The organism is Lacimicrobium alkaliphilum, assembly GCF_002591895.1.
Lineage (GTDB): Bacteria > Pseudomonadota > Gammaproteobacteria > Enterobacterales > Alteromonadaceae > Lacimicrobium > Lacimicrobium alkaliphilum.
In genome coordinates this window covers 60694-82901 of sequence record NZ_NISX01000005.1, presented here as the reverse complement: position 1 = coordinate 82901, position 22208 = coordinate 60694, and the positions used below count along the sequence as shown (strand labels likewise).

Below are 22208 nucleotides of genomic sequence, written 5' to 3'. Positions count from 1 at the left end.
TAACGAAATTTTTGGAGTGGACTAATGGGCAGAATCATTGGTATTGACTTAGGTACAACAAATTCATGTGTCGCCGTACTTGATGGTGATAAACCTCGTGTAATCGAAAATGCAGAAGGGGATCGTACCACCCCCTCGATTATTGCATTCACGAAAGACGGTGAAACACTGGTAGGACAGCCGGCTAAACGTCAGGCGGTTACTAACCCGAAAAACACCCTGTTTGCCATCAAGCGGTTGATCGGTCGTCGCTGGGAAGATAAAGAAGTGCAGCGAGATATCGACATCATGCCCTTTGGAATTATCAAAGCCGATAATGGCGATGCCTGGGTTGAAGTGAACGACAAAAAGATGGCACCGCCGCAGGTTTCGGCCGAAGTGCTGAAAAAGATGAAGAAAACCGCTGAAGATTACCTCGGTGAAGAAGTCACTGCAGCGGTTATTACCGTGCCGGCTTACTTTAATGACTCTCAGCGTCAGGCCACTAAAGATGCAGGCCGTATCGCTGGTCTGGAAGTAAAACGTATTATCAACGAACCCACAGCTGCAGCCCTTGCTTATGGCATGGACAAGAAAAAAGGCGACAACGTGGTTGCCGTTTATGACCTCGGTGGTGGTACCTTTGATATTTCCATTATCGAAATTGATGAAGTGGAAGGCGAGCACACCTTCGAAGTACTGGCTACCAATGGTGACACCCACTTAGGTGGGGAAGACTTTGACAATCGCCTGATCACCTATCTGGTTGATGAGTTTAAGAAAGATCAGGGTATGGATCTGCGTAAAGATCCGCTGGCCATGCAACGACTCAAAGAAGCGGCAGAGAAGGCGAAGATTGAATTGTCTTCCGCTCAGCAGACCGAAGTGAACCTGCCTTATATTACCGCTGACGGTTCAGGTCCTAAGCACCTGACTATTAAAGTGACCCGTGCCAAACTGGAGTCTCTGGTAGAAGACATGGTGAAGGATTCACTGGGCCCGGTTAAGCAAGCTTTGGCTGATGCCGATCTGTCAGTGTCTGATATTCAGGACATCATCATGGTGGGCGGTCAGACCCGTATGCCATTGGTGCAAAAATATGTAACCGACTTCTTTGGTAAGGCACCACGTAAAGACGTTAACCCTGATGAAGCGGTTGCTGTTGGTGCTGCCATCCAGGGTGGTGTACTGGCCGGTGATGTAAAAGACGTACTGCTGCTGGATGTGACACCATTGTCTCTGGGTATCGAAACCATGGGCGGTGTGATGACCAAGCTGATTGAGAAAAATACCACTATTCCGACCAAAAAGTCGCAGGTGTTCTCAACGGCAGAAGATAATCAGTCTGCGGTAACTGTGCATGTGATGCAGGGGGAACGTAAGCAGTCTGCCGGTAACAAGTCACTGGGGCAGTTTAACCTTGAAGGTATTCGCCCGGCGATGCGCGGTGCACCTCAGATTGAAGTGACCTTCGATTTGGATGCCGACGGTATTTTGCATGTGTCTGCCAAAGATAAAGACACCGGCAAAGAACAGAAAATCACCATCCAGGCCTCATCGGGTTTATCCGAAGATGAAGTCAACAAGATGGTGCAGGATGCTGAGGCGAACGCTGAAGAAGATAAGAAGTTTGAGGAAATGGTGCAGGCCCGCAACCAGGCTGACGGACTGGTACATTCCACCCGTAAGCAGATTGAAGAAGCCGGTGATGCGCTGAGTGAAGAAGACAAGACTCAGATTGAAACGGCAGTGTCTGCGCTGGAGACCGCCATTAAAGGTGACGACAAGGCAGAGATTGAGGCTAAAACTCAGGAGTTGATTCAGGCTTCCTCCAAGCTGATGGAAGTTGCCCAGGCGAAAGCGGCTGCAGAAGGTGCTGAAGGTGCCGCTGACGGTGATGCACAATCTTCTTCATCTAAAGCGGATGATGATGTGGTGGACGCCGAGTTTGAAGAAGTCAAAGACGACGATAAAAAGTCCTCTTAAGTCATCTTTAGCGCGGTCACAGTGTGATTGCCGATCACGTCGGGCGCAGAGGATCAATTCTTTTGCGCCCGAATTTGTATTCGGGAGCAAGCAAACAGTATGTCGAAGCGAGACTATTATGAAGCGTTAGGGGTAGCCAAAGATGCCTCTGAGCGCGATATAAAAAAGGCCTATAAACGCCTGGCAATGAAATATCACCCTGATCGTAATCAGGGCGATAAGGCATTGGAAGAAAAGTTTAAGGAAGCGCAGGAAGCCTACGAAGTCTTAACCGATCCCCAGAAACGTGCGGCCTATGATCAATATGGCCATGCAGGGGTGGATCCTAATCGCGGTGGCGGTCATGGCGGTGGTCATGCTGATTTTGGCGATATTTTTGGCGATGTGTTTGGTGATATTTTTGGCGGTGGGCGCCGTCAGCAGTCACGGGCACGTCAGGGGGCGGATTTACGTTATAACCTTGAATTAAGCCTGGAAGAGGCCGTTCGTGGTAAGAATGTAGAGATTCGTATTCCAACTCTGGTCGGGTGTGAGGAATGTGATGGTTCCGGCGCCAAGAAAGGGTCCAGCCCCACTACATGCCCCACCTGTCACGGCCAGGGGCAGGTGCAGATGCGTCAGGGTTTTTTTGCTGTACAGCAGACATGCCCCACCTGTTCCGGGCGCGGTAAAATAATCTCCGATCCGTGCCGCAAGTGTCATGGTCAGGGTCGTACAGAGAAGAGCAAAACCCTGTCTGTCAAAGTGCCTGCAGGCGTAGATACCGGTGACAGAATTCGCTTATCCGGTGAAGGTGAAGCGGGTGAAATGGGTGGCCCGGCGGGCGACCTTTATGTGCAGGTGCATATTAAAGAACATCCGATTTTTGTCCGTGATGGTAATAATCTTTATTGTGAAGTACCCATCAGCTTTACCCGCGCAGCGCTTGGTGGTGATGTGCATGTTCCAACCCTGGATGGCAAGGTTAAACTGAAGGTATCCCCTGAAACTCAGACCGGACGTATGTTTCGCCTGCGTGGAAAAGGCGTTAAGTCGGTGCGTAACGGTGCCGTTGGTGACCTGATGTGTAAGGTGGTGGTGGAAACGCCGGTAAACCTTAACAGCAAGCAAAAAGAGATGCTTGAAGAGCTGGACAAGTCTATGGGTACCGGCGATGAAGCCGCCAAATATCGGCCCAAGGAAAAGGGCTTTTTCGACGGAGTGAAAAAGTTCTTTGATGATCTGACCGGTTAAGTCTTTTCCATTAGATTCCCGCTATAAAAAGCCATGAAACATTACAGTTTCGTGGCTTTTTGTTATCTGGCATTGTATAAAATTACATAAAACAGGCAGATATTCTTTGCTAAAAGTCATTACTTCTTTAAGTTCCGCGTAATCATCAATAGCGTTAATTTAAAACCAGATGACTTTGGGTCGGGAAATTGGGGGGCCGGAAGCAAATGTTTAATACTTATCAGGAGATATTCAACAATCGTGCGTGGAGTTACCATCAGGCCATGCAATCTGCACCAGATGCCCGCAGACTGGAGTTCGAGATTGCGCTGGATTATCTGCAGCCAGGAACAGGGCAGTCGATAGTCGATATGCCTTCCGGAGGAGGCTATCTTAAACAGTATATTCAGGATCCCACAACAGACCTTATTTTTATAGAAACCACGTCTGAGTTCGCAAAGCATTGCCCTGAGTCAGATGATTGTACCCGGTTAATTGGTGATTTTGATAATCTTCCGGTACAGGATAGCTGCGCAGATCGCCTCAGCGTCACTGCAGATCAGTCAGGAGAGCGGGGTCAGTCGTGTAAGGCAATATTCAGAGTTACTCATGTTGTTCATTGTAAAACGACTTGGCCCCCTGATGTATTATGAAGCTGAGCTTTGGAGGCCCTCGCTGTCCTTTAAAGATAAGCTGGGCTTTCTGAATGCCGAACAATATCAACAACGACTTGCGCAGCTTAATCCTGTTCCCTATCGAAAGCTGTCTCAGCATAAAGTGGCGGAGAAAGCTCTGCTTCAACTGGCGGGAATTCCTACCCCTGCTTTTGTAGGCTTTTTTAATCATCAAAAGGGGTTTACCTATCCTCACATAAGCTTTGCCGGACTGGATATGGCTATCAGTGAAACGGGGCCAGTTATTATTGAGTTGAATCTGGAACCCGACAAAGTAACAGCCAGAAATTTTGACTTACCGCTGAAACAGCTCCTTCTTTAGCCTGCATCATCTATACGGATTGGTATATTGCCCAATGGTATGGTGGAATATCTGTATCTAAAGCAACTGAGTAAAATCATGAAGTCAGTTTTACTTCTGGCAATGCTATTGTGTCTGTGCACTTCTGTTCATGCCGGAGATTCTTTCGGGTTTGAGGCGAAGACGTATTCTCATGGTGGTCAAAGCCTCAACTACCGTATTCTTTATCCGGCTGATTTTGAGCCTCAAAAAACGTACCCATTGGTGTTATTTCTGCATGGCGCTGGTGAACGTGGGGACGATAATCTTGCCCAGCTTACTCATGGCGCAGAATTATTCGCCCGTGAGGATGTCCGTCGTGAATATCCGGCCATTGTCGTTTTTCCACAGGCGCCTGAGAATGACTATTGGGCGAATGTTGATGTGTTGAGGGAAAGCCAGCCCTATCAGTTACAATTTGCTGATATTTCGGCGCAGCCTACTGATGCCATGCAATTGGTGTTGGCACTGACTGATGTGCTGAGTGCAGAGCCATTTGTCGACAAACAACGGGTTTACGTTGGGGGATTGTCTATGGGGGCGATGGGAACCTATGAAATACTGGCCAGACGTCCTCACTTATTTGCCGCCGCGATAGCGATATGTGGCGGTGGCAATGTGAACAATGCTGCTCACTATCAAAAAGAGCTGCACATCTGGGCTTTCCACGGAACTGAAGATAAGGTGGTGGATGCCAGCTTGTCTGAAGAAATGGTCGCGGCAATTAACCAGCATGGTGGTAATGCCAGACTGACTCTGTACAAAGATACCAACCACAACAGTTGGGACAAGGCCTTTGCCGAGCCAGCCCTGTTGCCATGGCTGTTTACACAACGACTGGATGAATAACGACCGATGAGACTGTTTGTAATTATCATAGCGCTGATAGTACTAAATGCTGCCAATGTGCAGGCGGAAACAGTCAGAGTCGGGCTGCACTATTCTGCACCCTGGGCATACGCGAATGATGAGGGGGAGCTGCGGGGTATTGATTACGATATTGTCCGCCATATTTTTAACGAGCTGGGTTTTGAAGTGGATATCGAGCTGTTTGCCTATGAAAGACTGGTGCAGAAGTTTCGCGATAAGGAACTGGACTATATCAGCCCTATGGCGTTTGAATTGCCCGGAGCACATCTGACCGAAGACTATCTGGAAATTCAGGATGTGGCGGTGACATCGGTTAAAACAGCGATCAAGTTGGAAAAGATAGAAGACCTGGAGGGTAAAGCCGTAGTTGCCTATCAAAAAGCCACCGAGGTGCTGGGACAGGAGTTCGCTGCAGCTGTTGCCAAAGGTGCCTATATGGAAATGGCCGACAGAGAGCGGCAATTGGATTTGTTGAAACATCTGAAAGTTGATGTGGTAGTCGGTGACCGCAGCGTTCTGGAGTATTTCAGCACCAAGAATTACGGAGAAGGCAGTATAGAGGTGCATGAAATTTTTCCACACACCAATTATCCCGGCGTGTTCTGGGACGCAGAACTGGCAAAAGCATTCAATGAAATACTGATTAAAATGCGTAAAACGGGTCTGTTGAAGAAGTATCACAGCAAAACCCGCAGTTGATATGGTTTATAGCCAAACAGCCTAAACAGATCTTTTTATACAGGCCATTACGGGCTGATTATTTATGGCCATTTAGTGCAGAATTGACAACATAAAATGAGTCACACAGGAAAACTATGAAAACAGGTATTTTTGGTGCGAATGGCCGCATGGGCCGCGTATTAATCGATGCTGTGACGCAGGAGCCGCAGGCTGAGCTTAGCGCCGCAATTGTGCGTTCAGGCTCGAACTGGTTGGGCATGGATGCTGGGCAACTGGCCGGTATTGGCGAGCAGGGGCTGACAGTAACAGACAGGCCGGAGCGACAGGCAGATGAGCTGGACGTGATGATCGATTTCACCTTGCCTGAAGCCCTGAAAACGAATCTGGATTGGTGTCGGGCACATAATAAGCCTGTGGTGATTGGAACCACAGGCCTGAATGATGAGCAAAAGGCCGAGTTGGAAAGGGCAGCAGAACAAATTCCCATTGTCTTTGCGGCCAATTATAGTGTCGGCGTTAACCTGCTGCTGAACCTGCTTAAACAGACCGCCAGAGTCATGGGGCAGCAATGTGATATTGAAATCTGGGAGGCTCACCACCGACATAAGCTGGATGCGCCATCCGGCACTGCCGTGGCGATGGGTGAGGTGATTGCCGATGAACTGGGGCGGGATCTGGGCAAAGACGCTGTCTATGGGCGAGAGGGGCATACAGGCGAGCGGCCACAACAACAAATTGGCTTTGCTACCATCAGGGCCGGAGATATCGTCGGTGAACACACTGCTATGTTTGCCGATATCGGTGAGCGCATTGAGTTGACCCACAAAGCCAGTAGCCGTCTGACCTTTGCCAAAGGCGCCGTCAGAGCCGCCATATGGTTAAAAGACAAACCTGCCGGACTCTATTCAATGCAACAGGTGTTGGGGCTGGAGTAACATACCCGCTGATGAGGGACGGCCCGAACTTTGAGCGCTGTTTTTTCTTCACCCCATCGTTTCGGAGCGTTAGTGATATTTCTGCGAGTGGCACATTGTTTTGCAATGGGCCAGGCCAGTTGATGGCTTTGTCTGGTCTTTTCTGGCAGCTTTAACGCTTCGGCGAGCTCAGCTTTAAACACCGGGTTTTGCAGGTGTTTTTTGTCCTGTACCTGGTCGTTATCAGCGATCTTGTGACAGCACTGTGAGCATCCTGTTGGCTGCCAGAACCATCGAGGCTTAAACTGACGTTTCACTCAAATGTGCCACACCAGGTTGACAAAACGGCCATTTAGTATTCAGGTGTGATTGTAGGTGTGCTGCTAATTGATTCGTGACTCTGTGGTGACAGAGGAATGACGAAACTGCGCATTAGAAGTTAATGAGTTTTAGCGCTTAGAGGGTGAAATGTGTTAGTAAGCTCTATTTTGTATTGTTTAATAAATCATAATGGACGTAAAAAGGGTTTTAATATAGACTAGCCAGAATTTGCCAAATTTTTGCATTTGACCGGAGTGTCCGGCTTGTATAGTCAGCAAAAACAAGTAGACGGGATGTAGCCAGCTTTCATTTTTTAGCTGATTACGCCCGTTTTTTTTGAGTTGCCAGTCTACCCCTGCTTATAAGTCGCGGGGGCAGCGAATAGGAGGTTGACTTGACTAAATCCGCCCTTTTGGTCCTTGAAGACGGTTCAGTTTTCAAAGGTACCGCCATTGGAGCTGAAGGTGTTGCAGTTGGGGAGGTGGTGTTCAATACCGCCATGACAGGTTATCAGGAAATACTAACCGACCCCTCATACACCGAACAGATCGTAACCCTCACTTATCCCCACATCGGCAATACCGGTACCAACGACGAAGACACTGAATCAGACAAAATCATGGCTAGGGGGCTGGTGATCCGCGATTTACCCCTGATAGCCAGTAACTTTCGTAATCAACAATGTTTGTCTGACTATCTTAAAACGAACAATATTCTCGGCATCGCCGATATTGATACCCGCAGACTGACCCGAATTCTGCGTACAACCGGCGCGCAAAACGGCTGTATTGTGGCCGGTGATAATCTGGATGAAGCTAAGGCGCTGGAAAAAGCGAAAGCTTTTCCCGGTCTGAAAGGTATGGATCTGGCTAAAGTGGTGTGTACCGATAAGGCCTATGAGTGGAACCATGGCAGTTGGCAATTAGAACAAGGTCATCAGGAAAACCGTCAGGACCTGCCTTATCATGTAGTGGCTTACGATTTTGGCGCCAAGCGCAATATATTGCGTATGTTGGTAGACAGAGGCTGCAAGTTAACGCTGGTACCGGCACAAACCTCTGCTGAAGAGGTGCTGTCGATGAACCCTGATGGCGTCTTCTTATCCAACGGCCCGGGTGATCCTGAGCCCTGTACTTATGCCATTGAAGCGATTAAAACCCTGCTTGAAAATGATCTGCCGGTTTTCGGTATTTGTCTGGGTCATCAGCTTCTGGCCCTGGCCAGCGGCGCAAAAACCGAAAAGATGAAGTTCGGTCATCATGGTGCTAACCATCCGGTAAAAGATATCGCCAATAACAGAGTGATGATCACCAGTCAGAACCATGGTTTTGCGGTGGCTAAAGACAGCATGCCGGATAACCTCGACGTGACCCATATTTCGTTATTTGATGATTCAATTCAGGGTATTCATCGCACTGACAAGCCGGCATTCAGTTTTCAGGGGCACCCTGAAGCCAGTCCGGGTCCCCATGACGCCGCACCATTGTTTGATCATTTCATCGAACTTATCCAAGCAAACAAGTAACGGGGAAGAGCATGCCAAAACGTACAGACATACAAAGTATTCTTATTATCGGCGCTGGCCCCATCGTTATTGGCCAGGCCTGTGAATTCGATTATTCCGGGGCGCAGGCCTGTAAAGCGCTTCGCGAAGAAGGCTACCGGGTGATTCTGGTGAACTCAAATCCCGCCACTATCATGACCGACCCGGAAATGGCCGATGCCACCTACATCGAGCCTATTCACTGGGAAGTGGTAAAGAAAATTATCGAGAAAGAGCGCCCCGATGCAGTATTGCCGACCATGGGAGGGCAGACAGCCCTTAACTGTGCGCTGGAACTCGATAAATACGGTGTACTGGAAGAGTTTGGCGTAGAGATGATCGGAGCCACGGCTGATGCTATCGACAAAGCTGAAGATCGCGACCGTTTCGATCAGGCTATGAAAGCCATTGGTCTGGAGTGCCCCAGAGCCGAAATTGCCCAGAGTATGGACCAGGCCCACGATGTACTAAGTCGAATTGGTTTTCCCTGTATTATTCGTCCTTCTTTTACCATGGGCGGCTCCGGTGGCGGCATCGCATACAATGTTGAAGAATTTGAGGAGATCTGTCGCCGCGGCCTGGACTTATCACCCACCAAAGAGCTGTTGATTGACGAGTCTCTGATAGGCTGGAAAGAATACGAAATGGAAGTGGTGCGGGATAAAAACGATAATTGCATTATCGTCTGTACCATTGAAAATATCGATCCTATGGGTATTCATACCGGTGACTCCATTACTGTAGCCCCGGCACAGACGTTGACCGATAAAGAATTCCAGATTATGCGTAATGCGGCACTGGCGGTATTGCGTGAAATCGGTGTGGAAACCGGCGGCTCCAATGTGCAGTTTGGTGTCGATCCTGAAACCGGTCGTCTGGTGATTATTGAGATGAATCCCAGGGTATCCCGTTCTTCGGCACTCGCATCCAAGGCCACCGGCTTCCCGATTGCGAAAGTTGCGGCCAAACTGGCCGTGGGATATACCCTGGATGAACTTTCCAATGAAATTACCGGCGGCCTTACACCAGCCTCCTTTGAACCGGCCATAGATTATGTGGTGACCAAAATACCGCGCTTTAATTTTGAAAAGTTTGCCGGTTCTAACGATCGCTTAACCACGCAGATGAAGTCTGTGGGTGAGGTGATGGCCATCGGTCGTAATCAGCAGGAATCTTTGCAAAAAGCCATGCGCGGACTGGAACAGAATGTCTCAGGTTTTGATCCTGTGGTGGACTTATCTGACTCTGATGCCAGAACCAAAATTGTCCGTGAACTGCGTGAAGCAGGAGCCGAACGTCTGTGGTATATGGCCGATGCGTTTCGATTGGGCATGAGTGTAAAAGAGGTGTTTGAGCTAACCAATATTGATTCCTGGTTCCTGGTTCAGATCGAAGAACTGGTGCAGTTAGAAGCTAAGGTCGAAAAACTAGGCTTAGCCGGTATCGATGCAACGCTGATGCGCACACTTAAGCGCAAAGGTTTCTCCGATGCCAGACTGGCGGATATTCTGGGCGTGGCGGAAGCCGATGTGCGCAGTCAGCGTCATAAAATGGATATTAAACCGGTTTACAAGCGGGTGGATACCTGCGCAGCGGAATTCGCTACCAGTACCGCCTATATGTATTCCACCTACGATGAAGAGTGTGAAGCAGACCCCAGTAACCGCGATAAGATCATGGTACTGGGCGGCGGGCCTAACCGTATAGGGCAGGGCATAGAATTTGACTATTGCTGCGTACACGCAGCCCTTGCCATGCGCGAAGACGGTTACGAAACCATTATGGTTAACTGCAACCCCGAGACGGTATCTACCGATTATGACACCTCCGACCGGCTGTATTTCGAGCCGGTGACGTTAGAAGATGTGTTGGAAATTGTGCGGGTTGAAAAGCCTAAAGGCGTGATTGTGCAATACGGTGGGCAGACGCCACTGAAACTGGCCCGGGCGTTGGAGGCCAATGGGGTACCCATTATCGGTACCACGCCGGATGCCATCGACAGGGCAGAAGACAGAGAGCGCTTCCTGCAGATGGTACATAAGCTGGATCTGAAGCAACCTGCTAATGCGACGGTCAGCAATATTGATGAGGCCATTGATCAGGCCAAGCGTATCGGCTTTCCACTGGTGGTGCGCCCCTCCTATGTACTGGGTGGCCGGGCCATGGAAATTGTCTATGATGTTAAAGACCTGAAACGCTATCTGAACGAAGCGGTTAAGGTTTCCAACGAATCTCCGGTACTGCTGGATCGCTTCCTCGATGATGCTATCGAAGTGGATGTGGATGCTGTCAGTGATGGTGAGACCGTGGTCATGGGTGGCATTATGGAGCATATTGAACAGGCCGGAGTGCATTCAGGTGATTCGGCCTGTTCCTTACCACCTTACTCGCTGCCACAGGATATTCAGGATAAGATGCGCGATCAGGTCAGAGCCATGGCGCTGGAGCTTGGTGTTGTCGGACTGATGAATACCCAGTTTGCGGTGAAAGATGGTGAAGTCTATCTGATTGAAGTTAACCCACGCGCCGCGCGCACCATTCCTTTTGTTTCAAAAGCAACCGGGGTACCACTGGCAAAGATCGCCGCCCGGGCCATGGCGGGTCAGAAACTCACTGAGCAGGGTTTTTCCAGCGAAGTGATCCCGCCATATTTCTCGGTTAAAGAAGTGGTTATTCCCTTTGCCAAATTCCAGGGTGTGGATCCATTACTTGGCCCTGAGATGCGCAGTACCGGCGAAGTAATGGGGGTAGGGGAGAGCTTTGAGGAAGCTTACGCCAAAGCTAATCTGGGCGCGGGTGCGCCCCTGCCCAGACAGGGCAAGGCGCTGTTATCTGTGCGTGGAAACGATAAACGTCGTGTTATAGAGCTGGCCAAAGCGATGTTGGCCAAGGGCTTTAAACTCGAAGCCACAAAAGGCACGGCGCTGGTACTCAATGAAGCGGGCCTGGATTGTGCCGTGGTGAACAAACTTGCCGAAGGACGACCAAATATTGTCGATGCGATCAAAAATGGTGAGTACTGCTACATTATTAATACAACCGAAGGCCGACAGGCTATTAATGATTCCGTGTATATAAGGCGGGAAGCCCTGTTGAATAAGGTGGCATACACCACCACAATGAATGCAGCCTTTGCAACCATGAATGCGCAGGAGGCCGACGACAGGGCCCGCGTAAATTCATTACAAGAACTACATGAGAGAGTGACTCGTTAATGCAATCAATTCCTATGACAGCCAAAGGTGCAGATATGCTGCGCAAAGAGCTGAATGAACTTAAATCAGTTAAAAGGCCGCAGATTATTCAGGCCATCGCGGAAGCACGTGAGCATGGAGATCTGAAAGAAAATGCTGAGTATCATGCTGCCCGGGAGCAGCAAGGGTTCTGTGAAGGACGAATCCAGGATATTGAGGCAAAGCTTTCAAATGCGCAGATCATCGATGTCACCAAACTACCCAATAATGGTAAGGTGATTTTCGGTACGACGGTGACGTTGCTCAATCTGGAAACCGATGAGGAAACGACTTACAGGGTAGTAGGTGATGACGAAGCTGACCTGAAGCAGAATATGATTTCGGTGAACTCACCCATTGCTCGCGGTTTAATTGGTAAAGAAGTGGATGATGTTGTTCCCATTAATACACCGGCAGGTGTGGTGGAATATGAAATTGTTGATGTGAAGTATGTTTAGCCACTAACTCCTTTGATAATAGTTCCCTGACGGCGCCTTCTGGCGCCGTTTTTGTTTCTCTATTCGGAAGGGGGTATTACTCACCGGGTAACTGTTACTTACCCAAGGTATTGTGCTGTTTGTCTCGTTTTAATAAAAAGGCTTGAACATTGTAAATGTTATAATATAACATAATGACATTGAACAAGTGCGTAGCCATTTCTATATTTGTGCTGACGGGAAGAACATCGTCACAACTACTTTGGTTATGATATAACATTATTCGGGAGTGAAATGAAACAACTAACAATATTGGCGGCCACTATCGGAGCTTTGCTCTCACCTCTTGCTGCGGCTCAGTCTCTTCAGGGGCGTATCACAGATTCTGCCGGAGAACCCGTGGCAGGGGCCAGGGTACAGATTATGGGTACCAATCAGACACAAGTGTCTGATCAGCAAGGCAGATTCCAGTTTGATAAGGTTCGCACCGGAATTCTGGAGTTACACTTATCAGCCCGGCGTTTTGCGCATCTGAATCAGGATGTTCAGGTTCCTGAACAAGGCTTAAAAGACCTGAACCTGACCATGCTTAACACCAGCATCGAAGTGGTGGATGTTACCGCCACACCTTTTCATTCCTCGGCATTGGAGTCTTCCATACCCGTCAGCGTTCTGGCAGGAGATTCTTTAAGAATGCGCCAGGCCTCAACCTTAGGCGATACCCTGAAAAACGAAGTGGGAGTGCATAGTAGTTTTTACGCTTCTGTTGCCAGCAGCCCCATCATTCGTGGCCTTGACGGGCCGCGGGTGATGATTACCCAGAATGGCCTGGATGCCGGTGATGCCTCCCGGGTGGGGCCCGATCATCTGGTTTCGTCTGAAACCAGCACAGCTACGCAAATTGAAGTGCTGCGTGGTCCTTCCACATTGTTTTATGGCAGTGGCGCCATAGGCGGCGTGGTGAATGTGGTGGACAATCGTGTTCCCAAAGACACTGTTACCCGCGGGGAAACAACACTGGAGCGAGACTCGGTCAACAACCAGAAACTGGCTTCGGCATCGTTGAATACCGGCAGTGGAAACGTTGGCCTGTATGTGGATGGTTTTTGGCGTGAGAGTGATGATTACCGTATTCCCGGCCATGCAGAAACAGAGTCAGAGCACGATGATCATGCTCATGAACATGAAGAAGAAGGGTACGGGCGGGTAGAGAATACCGGATCGGAATCCCAGGGTTTTACTCTGGGTAGCAGTTACCTGCTGGATAATGGCTTTGTTGGATTCTCCTATGGCCGCATGGATCGCGAATATGGCATTCCCGGTCATGCACATGGCGATGAAGAGGAGCATGACCATGATGAGGAAGCAGAGGGCGAGGAAGCCGTTTACGCCGATATGCAGCAGGACAGATTTCAGCTTTTGAGCGAACTAAGCTTCGATCATGCCTTTATCAGCGGCGTTAATACCAGGTTTGCCTATACCGATTATGAGCATGCAGAAATCGAAGCGGGTGAGGTAGGGACTTTATTTAAGAATACCAGCAAAGAAGCCCGGGTTGAGCTTTTACATCAGCACTATCATGATTGGCGTGGTGGCCTGAGTCTGCATTATAAGCAAAGTGATTTTGAAGCGCAGGGCGCCGAAGCCTTTTCCCCGCCCTCCGACACCGAGATGCTGGCGCTTGGCTGGATGGAAGAACGGCATTTTGGTGATGTACTGGTTCAGCTTGGTGCCCGTATAGAGCGTGTTGAAGTCCGTGCCGACAGAGTAATGTTTCCCCAATCTGCGGTGCATGGTGATGAAGTTCATGAAGAAGACCATGGTAATGAATCTGCTCATGAGGAGGAACATTCTGAAGGACTGACCAGGGTGTTCAGCGCAGAACATAAATTCGAGCCTTACAGCTTGTCCGCCGGGCTGGTGTGGGATTTTCATCCCGGATATAACCTCGGGTTATCACTGTCACGGTCTCAGCGGGCACCTTCGGCGGCGGAGTTACTCTCTTTCGGCCCGCATATCGGCACTAACAGTTTTGAAGTGGGCGCTATTTTTGGACTGTTTGAAGATGAACATGGCGAACCCTATCTTGATATAACCGATAAGCAGGTGGATCTGGAGTCTTCCACTAATCTGGACATCAGTTTGCGCAAAATCAGCGGGGATTTTGGTTTTATTCTCAATGCCTTTTATAACCAGGCTGATGACTTTTATTATCAGCAGGCAACCGGACTCTTTGCCGGCGACGGACATGATCACGGTGAAGATGAGCATGGTCATGACGAGGAAGAACATGGCGCTGAAGAGGAGTTGCATGCTGATGAATTGCCGGTATTTATCTTCGCTCAGGAAGACGTCATCCTGCATGGCTTTGAGGCTCAGCTAAGCTGGCAGATTAATGCACCCTTTAAGCTGGTGGTACAGGGAGATTATATCCGTGCCAGATTAAAGCAGGGTGGTGATCTGCCAAGAACTCCACCTCTTCGCCTGGGTGCCAACCTTAAATACGAGCAGGATCAGATTAGCGCTGATATTGGTCTGACCCGCTACTTTAAACAGGACAGGATAGCAGAGCTGGAAACGGAAACTGCCGGTTATACCCTGCTCGATGCCAGTGTCACCTATCACCTGCCGCTGAACGGCAATGAGCTCGCTTTTTATCTTAAAGGCAGCAACCTGACCGATGAAGAGGCCAGGGTACATACCTCTTTCTTAAAAGACATCGCACCGTTACCGGGCCGTTCTCTGGCCGTCGGCGTGCGCGGTTACTTCTGATTTAGTTCAGGCAGAGAGTGCAATGCTCTCTGCGTCAAAATATTCAGTCGAAAATACAAGGGAATAAGAATGATGCAATCCAAAGTAAGTTTATTGGCCCTGATGGTATCTGCCGCACTACTGGGTGGTTGTGGTGATGCTACCACCACAATAGTGGAAAAAGAGCCAATCGTTGAAGACGACCATGACGATGATCACGGTGATGAACATAGCAGTGCCGGCCGCCTGATTGTCAGTGCAAAAGATGCCAACCAGGTTAGTGTTTTTGATCTAAATGATAACGATCTGATGGCTGACTTTACTACGGTGAATCCGGTTAGTGCTTTATATGCCACTTCAGGCTCAAGATATGCCATGTTGGTGCAACGTAACCAGGACCTGGTGGAATTTCTGGACGGTGGACTCTGGCAGGAAGAACATGGTGACCACTTTGACGCGTTTGAACAGGATCCGGCCTTGGCCGCTTTTACCCTTAATGACAGTCGCCCCACCCATATTACCTATGGCGAAGGACAAACCGCAGTATTTTTTGATGGCAACGCTGTTACGGGCATTCCCGCCGGGGTTGCAGTGTTCGATGAACACACTGTCGAAGATGATGGTGAATATCCGCTGTTAAGTTACAACACCCATATGCATGGTGCAGCACAAGTTCGCGGTGAGTATCTGCTCTCAACTGTTCGTGACGCAGACAGCGATAGTACGCTACCGGATAAGATTGCCCTTTATCATCAGCATGATGATCATTTCGATATAGAGCTGGTCTTTGATGTCAGTTGCCCGGGATTACATGGTAGTGCTCAGAATCATGACTTTATCAGCTTTGCCTGTACAGACGGCGTAGTGTTGATCGAACAAAGCGGCAATAATTTTACCGCCAGTAAAATTGTTAATACCGATGACTTTGCGGAAGGTATGCGGATTGGTACTCTCGCAGGCCATCATGATAACGAGATTTTTATCGGTATCGCAGGTACAACGCTGTTTTCCATTGACCCTGAAGATGGAGAAATGTTGAGCATCGATTGGCAGAATGAAGATAATGCGCGCCCTGTAGGATATGGCTTTGTCGAACATGGTGAAGGCTTTGTGGTGCTGGATGACAGCGGTCATCTTAGTATCCTTGAGCATCACGATCATGACCATGATGCTGGCGAAGAAGCGTCTCCCTGGGAATTTGGCGCCAAAGTGCATGTCAGTGAGGAAGCGGATTCGATGCCTGAAGGCAGCGGCTTTTCAATGGCAATATCCCATAGCCAGGATGTGATTTATATCTCAGATCTTATCGCCGGGCATATCGTTACCGTGGATCTGGACAGTGCCGAAATCACCGCCGAGCTGGAACTGGATTTTACCCCGGATAAGATCCTCTGGTTGGGGATTGGTGCAGAAGAAGAGGGGCACGATCACTGATCCTGCTTTACGTTGAATAACAAAAGGTGGTGCAGGTCACCTTTTTTGTTCACCTCTTCCCTGAGACTCACCCTCTAAGAGGGCCAGCTAAAGCTGTCCTAAAATTCTCCCGGAATTTTAGTGATTGGACGCGGTTAATCGTTTAGTCTGTTTTGTTAACTATATCCGGATATATAGCGATATTTGAGATGGCTTCAGAGAAAATCCCCAGACTTGGCTTTTTTACCCTTTTAGGCATATTTTTACGCTTGGGGTTAACCAGCTTTGGTGGCCCGGTGGCACACCTGGGGTATTTTCGGCACGAATTTGTCGAAAAGCGCAAATGGTTGAGTGAACAGGCCTATGCTGAGCTGGTGGCGGTGTGTCAGTTTATGCCAGGACCCGCAAGTAGCCAGGTGGGGATCGGTCTGGGTTTGCAATGGGGCGGCATCCGCGGTGCACTGGCATCCTGGCTGGGTTTTACCTTGCCATCTGCGGTTATCATGCTGCTATTTGCGCTGTATTCCGGCGAAATAACGCAATATTTTGGCAATGACTGGCTGCATGGCCTGAAAGTGGTGGCGGTGGCCGTCGTCGCGCAGGCCCTTTGGGGCATGGGGCGGAATTTATGCCCTGATCTGCCCCGTATCAGTATTGGGGTGCTATCCGCCGTGGTGTTGTTGATGCTGCCGGGTGTGGGAGCTCAGAAGGCGTTAATCCTTGCCGGCGGTCTGGCGGGGTGGTGGCTGCTGGGTACCTCTGAGCATCATCCACAGCATGATGCAATGACAGTACCACTGAGCAAACGAACCGGTGGTTTACTGCTGCTTATTTTCGCCCTGTTTCTGGCATTGTTGCCGCTACTGGCAAACAGTACCGGCAATCCGCTGCTGGAACTTTTTGACCGCTTTTATCGGGCCGGGGCACTGGTGTTTGGCGGTGGTCATGTGGTGCTGCCCCTGTTACAGGCCGAAGTCGTGCCAACGGGAATGGTCAGTAATGACACTTTTCTGGCCGGATATGGTGCGGTGCAGGCGGTGCCCGGTCCGCTGTTTACCTTTGCAGCGTTTCTTGGCGGGTCAGCACAGGGGCCGATTAGCGGTGTTTCAGGAGCTGCAGTGGCGCTGATAGCGATATTTGTGCCGGCCTTTTTACTGGTGATGGGGGCGTTACCTTTCTGGTCATCACTACGGCGTTTTTCTTCAGTGCAGCAGGCACTCAAAGGTATCAATGCCGCCGTGGTGGGGATCCTGATGGCGGCTTTCTATCAACCGGTCTGGCAAAGTGGAATCCTTACTGCTCTGGACTTTTCTCTGGCATTGCTGGCTTTTGCCATGTTGATGTTCTGGAAGGTTCCGCCTTACCTGGTGGTACTGTTTTGTGCTGTAGCCGCAGGTTTGGGCTGGCATTAGCAGGTCTGAGCGGATGAGGTTTTCGCGCAAGGAGGTATTAAGTGAAGATAATTAAGCAGGCGGTTCCTACTAATATCATTACCGGCTTTCTTGGCGTTGGAAAATCTACTGCCATACAGCATTTACTCAGTCACAAACCAGAGGGTGAAATCTGGGCGGTGCTGGTGAATGAATTCGGTGAGGTTGGCATCGACGGCAATATGCTCAGACAAAATGGTGATAACAAGCAGTTGTATATCAAAGAGGTGCCGGGGGGATGTATGTGTTGCACCTCTGGTCTGCCGATGCAAATAGCGCTGAATTTATTGCTGGCCCAGAGCAAGCCCGATCGCCTGTTAATCGAACCCACAGGCCTGGGTCATCCCCTTGAGGTCCTGCAAAGCTTAAGTGCAGAGCATTATCGCGGCATTCTTGATCTGCGTCAGACCCTGACACTGGTGGATGCCCGCAAAGCCAAAGATAAGCGCTACAGTGAACATCCGATTTTTCGTCAGCAAATTCAGGTGGCAGACAGATTAGTTGCCAATAAGTCGGATCTTTACCAGCCTGATGATCCTGATTCACTAAAAGCACTGGCAATGGAGCTGGGGTATCAGGGGGAGATTACTTCTGTCACTCAGGGACAGCTGGAGCCGAACTGGTTACAGGGTAAGGCCGGATTTGGCCAGTCGCTGATAAATGCACAACGAGACCGGACAGAAGACAGTACCGAAGCACTGGAGGCCCTCAGTGCACCTGATACCGGTTTTATTCGCCGTCAGGCTCGTGCTGATGGGTTTTATAGCTGCGGCTGGGTATTCGCGCCCTCTGCGTGCTTTAATTTTACTGCATTGATGTCGTTGCTTTTAGGACTGGATATGCAGCGTGTTAAGGCCATTATGTACACGGACAAGGGTTGGTTTGTGTTTAATCAGGTTGACGGTGTTCTCAGTACCAGTGAGTTGACTGAGGGCCTGGATAGTCGCCTGGAGTGTATCAGCGACAGTGAAAATGAATTTGACTCACTGGAACAGGCCTTGCAGCAGGTGCAAATACGCTGAGAAATCGCTAAGTAATTCGTTTAATTGTTATTTAAAGCTGTACAAAGGGGGAAAAGCTGTTATTGTAGATCCCGGCCTGCAGCGTCAGACCCGTTATTTACAACATAGTTATGCTTTAAGATCTATTGCTACATTTACCTCAAACGTTTTTGTCATTAAGTCTTTGCGTGTTGCCCAAATAATTAATCAGATTCGCAGGCATTATTACTCATCACATTATGTGTTGAGCGTTAGTTATATATATATGTTTTTTGGAGACTTAAATGTCAAAAACAACTGGTACCGTTAAGTGGTTTAACGAAGATAAAGGTTTTGGTTTCATTACACCTGCAGACAGCAGTAAGGACGTGTTTGTTCACTTCCGCGCAATCTCTGGTGACGGATTCAAAACACTGGTAGAAGGCCAATCTGTTTCTTTTGAAGTAGAACAAGGTCAAAAAGGTCCTCAGGCCGTTAACGTAGTTCCCCAGTAAATTCTGACAGGCTTGTTTACAAGCCAAATGACGAATTCTTTAAAAGCCGCTGATTTCAGCGGCTTTTTTGTTAACTACATCCATGTAGTTAACCTGCTGCGCAGGCCAGCTAAAGCTGTTCTAAAATTCTCCCGCAATGTAGGTCGGGTTTTGACAGTAAAGGTCTACGAAAACACTCCTCAAACGCCATTTTAACCACAGAGGCACAGAGAGCACAGAGAAGAGCAATACCATGTAGATTCCAATTTATTGGACTTGTATGGCTACGCTGCGTTGTCAGGCGAATTAGTTTCTGCCCTGCGCTTGATCTGAGAACTAAAGGCTTAAATTATGATACCTCTGTGTCCTCCGTGTCTCTGTGGTTTAAAAGCTTTTGACCACGAAAGGCACGAAAAACACGAAAAAGTCAAAGCACTTAATCATTCAAATCTCTGTTCTCAGTGTGCCTCCGTGGTTAATCATGTCTTTCGTAAAGGTCACTGGATGCCCGCTAACGGCACTCGGGCATGACCGGGCGTCTTTCCCGCATGTAGTTAGCGGGAATCCAGCGCCTTGTTCTTGATGACCAACCACACGAAAAGCGAACTTCACCATCGAGCCACAGAGCGTGGAAAGGGTGTTAACATCTCTGCGCCTTCGCGCCTCAGCGAGATCAAACGAATAAAAGCTTAAGATCTCGCAGAGTCGCTGAGGTCGCAGAGTCAGAAAATTTATCAGCTTTCAGTTTTCAGGAACTGACCTCTGGCCACGAAAAACACGAAAAAGGTCAAAGCGGTTAATCATTCAAATCTCTGTGCGCTCTGTGCCTCCGTGGTTATAACCAAATAAGTCTTCCCCGCTTTGCTGACACCTATTCGAGTAAAGGTTATATTATAACAAAATCAATTCAGGGCGAGGTGCTATGGACCCGGTAATTCAGCTTGATAAGGTAAAATTTGCCTGGCAAGACAAGGCTGTACTGAATATTGAACACTGGCAGGTTGAAAAAGGCCAGAAGGTGTTTTTGTACGGGCCATCAGGAAGTGGAAAATCCACGTTGCTGAATCTGCTGTGTGGCATTCTTACGCCACAAGAGGGCAGTATCAGAGTGCTTTCACAAGAGCTGAGCAGTATCAGAGCCGGTGCGCGGGATCGTTTTCGGGCCAGGCATATTGGGGTTATATTCCAGCAGTTTAATTTATTACCTTATCTCAGTGTGCGGCAAAATATTCTGCTGGCAGCGCACTTTGGCCGAACGGAGTCTGTTGAGCCTGATCATTTGCAACAGATTACTGATCAGTTGCAGCTAAATTCTGCAATGCTGGAGCGTAAAGCCGGTGAACTCAGTGTCGGACAACAACAGCGGGTTGCTGTAGCGAGGGCACTGTTCAATCATCCTGAGATTATTATCGCCGATGAGCCCACATCAGCACTGGACTCAGAGTTGCGCGATCAGTTCGTGGATTTACTACTCCAATGCTGTGACCGAAACCAGGCAAGTGTTGTGTTTGTCAGTCATGATAAGTCACTTGCGGGACATTTCGATCAACAACAAAGCCTTTCTGAACTCAATTGTGTCACCAAGGAGCAGGTATGCTGATTAGTCTTGCCAGAGCAAGTTTGTGGAATCGCAAACTGACTGTGATCCTGACAGTACTCTCTATTGCCGTAAGTACTTTTATTGTTCTGGGCGTAGATCATCTCAAAAATGAAATGAAATCCAGCTTCAGTCGCACCGTATCGGGAGTGGATCTGATAGTAGGAGCCAGAACCGGCCCAACCAATCTGTTACTGTATTCGGTATTTCGTATTGGCAATCCCACCAACAATATCTCCTGGCAGAGTTATCAGCAGCTTAGTCAGTCGCCGGAAGTGGCATGGACAGTACCTATTTCGCTGGGCGACTCCCATAAAGGTTATCGGGTGTTGGGTACCACAGCGGCCTATTTTGAGCATTTTAAATATGGCCAGTCTCAGTCCCTGGTGCTGAAAGAAGGTCAACTATTTGAAGGGGCATTACAGGCCGTTGTGGGTGCTGAGGTGGCGGACCGACTGGGTTACCAGGTTGGCAGTGAGGTGGTGATTTCCCATGGCACCGGAGATGTCAGTTTCACTCATCATGATGCGCACCCTTTCAGGGTCACGGGTATACTGGCACCGACCGGTACGCCTGTAGATCAGACGGTGCATGTGTCGTTAAGTTCGATTGAAGTGATACATGAGAAACCTCAGCGAACGGCGTTATCCCGTCCACAAAAATCCTTACAAAGCGAGCAAGAACATAAGCACGATCATTCATCTGCTGACACCGATCATCAGCACCCGAAAGAGGAAAGTGGCAGCCATCAGCATAGTGATAACCAAAGCGAGCACAGGGTTGATGAGAATCTAATTCCTGATTCGGTCAGCGCTATGTTGGTGGGACTGAAATCCAGAATCGGCGTGCTGACCTTTCAGCGTAAGGTTAACCAATATCAGCAAGAAGCATTGCTGGGAATTATTCCGGGCGTGGCGTTATCACAGCTGTGGCAGATGATGGGTATGGCTGAACGGGCACTGGCGCTGATTGCCTTACTCGTGCTGGTTGCCAGTATGCTGGGTATGACGACCATGTTACTGGCATCCATGCGGGAGCGGGAAAGAGAAATTGCGGTATTGCGTGCAATCGGTGCTCATGCCAGTTTTGTGCTGTTGATCATTGAACTGGAAGCCGTTCTGATTGCTCTGGCCGGTGCAGTATTAGGATACCTGCTTCTGACGGGGGTACTTGCCGGATTAGGAGAGTGGATCACCAGTGAGTATGGGCTGTTTATCGGCGTTGTTCCTTTATCGTTATCTACATTAGGGTATCTGGCGCTTATCGTGTCTCTGGCGGGAGTATTGGCGCTGTTTCCTGCCTGGTTGTCATATCGCCGCGCTCTGGCCAGAGGATTAAGTGTCAGGATGTAAT

17 protein-coding genes are annotated in these 22208 nt (G+C 49.2%); all 17 read left to right on the top strand.

Annotated features, from left to right (window positions below):
- Window positions 1-24: 24 nt before the first annotated feature.
- The 17 genes from dnaK (at window position 25) to CDA54_RS06275 (ending at window position 22207) form a co-directional block, all read left to right on the top strand.
- Entirely contained in the window at window positions 25-1965 is a 1941-nt protein-coding gene (gene dnaK / locus CDA54_RS06360) for a molecular chaperone DnaK (RefSeq protein WP_099034158.1), read from the top strand.
- Window positions 1966-2064: 99 nt separating this feature from the next.
- The gene (gene dnaJ, locus CDA54_RS06355; protein ID WP_099034157.1) at window positions 2065-3198 is read left to right on the top strand and encodes a molecular chaperone DnaJ; all 1134 of its coding nucleotides are present in this window, start codon (window positions 2065-2067) and stop codon (window positions 3196-3198) included.
- Between the two features lie 206 nt (window positions 3199-3404).
- Window positions 3405-3830 (top strand): hypothetical protein, encoded by a 426-nt coding sequence (locus CDA54_RS06350; protein ID WP_099034156.1) that lies wholly within the window; start codon window positions 3405-3407, stop codon window positions 3828-3830.
- Window positions 3787-4173, top strand: a complete 387-nt coding sequence (locus tag CDA54_RS06345; protein ID WP_143452267.1) for a hypothetical protein — start codon at window positions 3787-3789, stop codon at window positions 4171-4173. Before CDA54_RS06350 ends, CDA54_RS06345 begins: the two co-directional genes overlap by 44 nt.
- A gap of 78 nt (window positions 4174-4251) precedes the next feature.
- A complete protein-coding gene (locus CDA54_RS06340; RefSeq protein WP_099034300.1) occupies window positions 4252-5040 on the top strand; it encodes a carboxylesterase family protein in 789 nt (262 codons plus the stop codon).
- 6 nt (window positions 5041-5046) lie between these two features.
- Complete coding sequence (locus tag CDA54_RS06335; protein WP_099034154.1) at window positions 5047-5760, top strand: substrate-binding periplasmic protein; 714 nt, start codon at window positions 5047-5049, stop codon at window positions 5758-5760.
- Window positions 5761-5876: 116 nt separating this feature from the next.
- A complete protein-coding gene (dapB, locus tag CDA54_RS06330; protein ID WP_099034153.1) occupies window positions 5877-6677 on the top strand; it encodes a 4-hydroxy-tetrahydrodipicolinate reductase in 801 nt (266 codons plus the stop codon).
- A 694-nt stretch (window positions 6678-7371) separates the two neighbouring features.
- On the top strand, window positions 7372-8502 hold the full coding sequence (carA, locus tag CDA54_RS06320) for a glutamine-hydrolyzing carbamoyl-phosphate synthase small subunit (RefSeq protein WP_099034151.1): 1131 nt from the start codon (window positions 7372-7374) through the stop codon (window positions 8500-8502).
- 11 nt (window positions 8503-8513) lie between these two features.
- The gene (gene carB / locus CDA54_RS06315; protein WP_099034150.1) at window positions 8514-11735 is read left to right on the top strand and encodes a carbamoyl-phosphate synthase large subunit; all 3222 of its coding nucleotides are present in this window, start codon (window positions 8514-8516) and stop codon (window positions 11733-11735) included.
- Complete coding sequence (greA, locus tag CDA54_RS06310; protein ID WP_099034149.1) at window positions 11735-12211, top strand: transcription elongation factor GreA; 477 nt, start codon at window positions 11735-11737, stop codon at window positions 12209-12211. Before carB ends, greA begins: the two co-directional genes overlap by 1 nt.
- Before the next feature lie 273 nt (window positions 12212-12484).
- Window positions 12485-14962 (top strand): TonB-dependent receptor, encoded by a 2478-nt coding sequence (locus tag CDA54_RS06305; RefSeq protein WP_099034148.1) that lies wholly within the window; start codon window positions 12485-12487, stop codon window positions 14960-14962.
- A gap of 69 nt (window positions 14963-15031) precedes the next feature.
- Window positions 15032-16375 (top strand): 5-methyltetrahydrofolate--homocysteine methyltransferase, encoded by a 1344-nt coding sequence (locus CDA54_RS06300; RefSeq protein ID WP_099034147.1) that lies wholly within the window; start codon window positions 15032-15034, stop codon window positions 16373-16375.
- 188 nt (window positions 16376-16563) lie between these two features.
- Complete coding sequence (gene chrA, locus CDA54_RS06295; protein ID WP_099034146.1) at window positions 16564-17766, top strand: chromate efflux transporter; 1203 nt, start codon at window positions 16564-16566, stop codon at window positions 17764-17766.
- Between the two features lie 41 nt (window positions 17767-17807).
- The gene (locus tag CDA54_RS06290; RefSeq protein WP_099034145.1) at window positions 17808-18806 is read left to right on the top strand and encodes a CobW family GTP-binding protein; all 999 of its coding nucleotides are present in this window, start codon (window positions 17808-17810) and stop codon (window positions 18804-18806) included.
- 263 nt (window positions 18807-19069) lie between these two features.
- The gene (gene cspE, locus CDA54_RS06285) at window positions 19070-19279 is read left to right on the top strand and encodes a transcription antiterminator/RNA stability regulator CspE (RefSeq protein ID WP_062478776.1); all 210 of its coding nucleotides are present in this window, start codon (window positions 19070-19072) and stop codon (window positions 19277-19279) included.
- Between the two features lie 901 nt (window positions 19280-20180).
- The gene (locus CDA54_RS06280; protein WP_099034144.1) at window positions 20181-20858 is read left to right on the top strand and encodes an ABC transporter ATP-binding protein; all 678 of its coding nucleotides are present in this window, start codon (window positions 20181-20183) and stop codon (window positions 20856-20858) included.
- A complete protein-coding gene (locus tag CDA54_RS06275) occupies window positions 20852-22207 on the top strand; it encodes an ABC transporter permease (protein ID WP_099034143.1) in 1356 nt (451 codons plus the stop codon). Before CDA54_RS06280 ends, CDA54_RS06275 begins: the two co-directional genes overlap by 7 nt.
- Window position 22208 lies beyond the last annotated feature (1 nt).

Bases quoted from the DNA above. Each gene is read 5' to 3' on its own strand.
- CDA54_RS06280 (WP_099034144.1), top strand. From the start codon at position 20,181: ATGGACCCGGTAATTCAGCTTGATAAGGTAAAATTTGCCTGGCAAGAC.
- CDA54_RS06275 (WP_099034143.1), top strand. From the start codon at position 20,852: ATGCTGATTAGTCTTGCCAGAGCAAGTTTGTGGAATCGCAAACTGACT.
- cspE (WP_062478776.1), top strand. From the start codon at position 19,070: ATGTCAAAAACAACTGGTACCGTTAAGTGGTTTAACGAAGATAAAGGT.
- dnaK (WP_099034158.1), top strand. From the start codon at position 25: ATGGGCAGAATCATTGGTATTGACTTAGGTACAACAAATTCATGTGTC.
- CDA54_RS06335 (WP_099034154.1), top strand. From the start codon at position 5,047: ATGAGACTGTTTGTAATTATCATAGCGCTGATAGTACTAAATGCTGCC.
- CDA54_RS06345 (WP_143452267.1), top strand. From the start codon at position 3,787: ATGTTGTTCATTGTAAAACGACTTGGCCCCCTGATGTATTATGAAGCT.
- carB (WP_099034150.1), top strand. From the start codon at position 8,514: ATGCCAAAACGTACAGACATACAAAGTATTCTTATTATCGGCGCTGGC.
- greA (WP_099034149.1), top strand. From the start codon at position 11,735: ATGCAATCAATTCCTATGACAGCCAAAGGTGCAGATATGCTGCGCAAA.
- dapB (WP_099034153.1), top strand. From the start codon at position 5,877: ATGAAAACAGGTATTTTTGGTGCGAATGGCCGCATGGGCCGCGTATTA.
- CDA54_RS06300 (WP_099034147.1), top strand. From the start codon at position 15,032: ATGATGCAATCCAAAGTAAGTTTATTGGCCCTGATGGTATCTGCCGCA.
- CDA54_RS06340 (WP_099034300.1), top strand. From the start codon at position 4,252: ATGAAGTCAGTTTTACTTCTGGCAATGCTATTGTGTCTGTGCACTTCT.
- CDA54_RS06350 (WP_099034156.1), top strand. From the start codon at position 3,405: ATGTTTAATACTTATCAGGAGATATTCAACAATCGTGCGTGGAGTTAC.
- CDA54_RS06305 (WP_099034148.1), top strand. From the start codon at position 12,485: ATGAAACAACTAACAATATTGGCGGCCACTATCGGAGCTTTGCTCTCA.
- chrA (WP_099034146.1), top strand. From the start codon at position 16,564: ATGGCTTCAGAGAAAATCCCCAGACTTGGCTTTTTTACCCTTTTAGGC.
- dnaJ (WP_099034157.1), top strand. From the start codon at position 2,065: ATGTCGAAGCGAGACTATTATGAAGCGTTAGGGGTAGCCAAAGATGCC.